The 389-nt window shown below is 69.2% G+C and carries 1 pseudogene; it reads left to right on the top strand.

The annotated features are described in order from the left end of the window. Nucleotides 1–389, top strand: a pseudogene (locus ABGA94_RS11805) (hypothetical protein); the annotation flags it as partial.

Raw genomic sequence — 389 nt, forward strand, 5'->3', positions numbered from 1 at the left:
GCACGATGCGCTGTGGCGCCAGCGCCTGGACGCCTGGCTGGCGTTCGGTGCACGTCTGGTGCAGGTGCTGTCGGTGCTGCTCGGCGTGGGCGCCGCGCTGGTGGTCGGCAACACGGTGCGCCTTGACATCCAGGCCCGTCAGGACCCGGCATTCCAGGCTGCCTACGACCGCGACCTGGCCCATTACGTGGGCCGGCCGAGCCCGATCTACCACGCCCAGCGCCTGAGCGACCATGTCGGCGGCGCGCAGATCCTGCTCAGCGAGAACCAGAGCACCTACATTCCGCTGGGCGTGACCCACCGCCTGCGCAACCCGGGCAAGCTGCCGCTGGAACTGATCGAAGTGCAGTCCGGCAGCTACCTCGGCGAGGATGACATCGTGCGCTTCG

Origin of the sequence: Stenotrophomonas sp. 3diitr2024 (assembly GCF_042136455.1) — a bacterium.
In the GTDB taxonomy this organism is placed as follows: domain Bacteria; phylum Pseudomonadota; class Gammaproteobacteria; order Xanthomonadales; family Xanthomonadaceae; genus Stenotrophomonas; species Stenotrophomonas sepilia.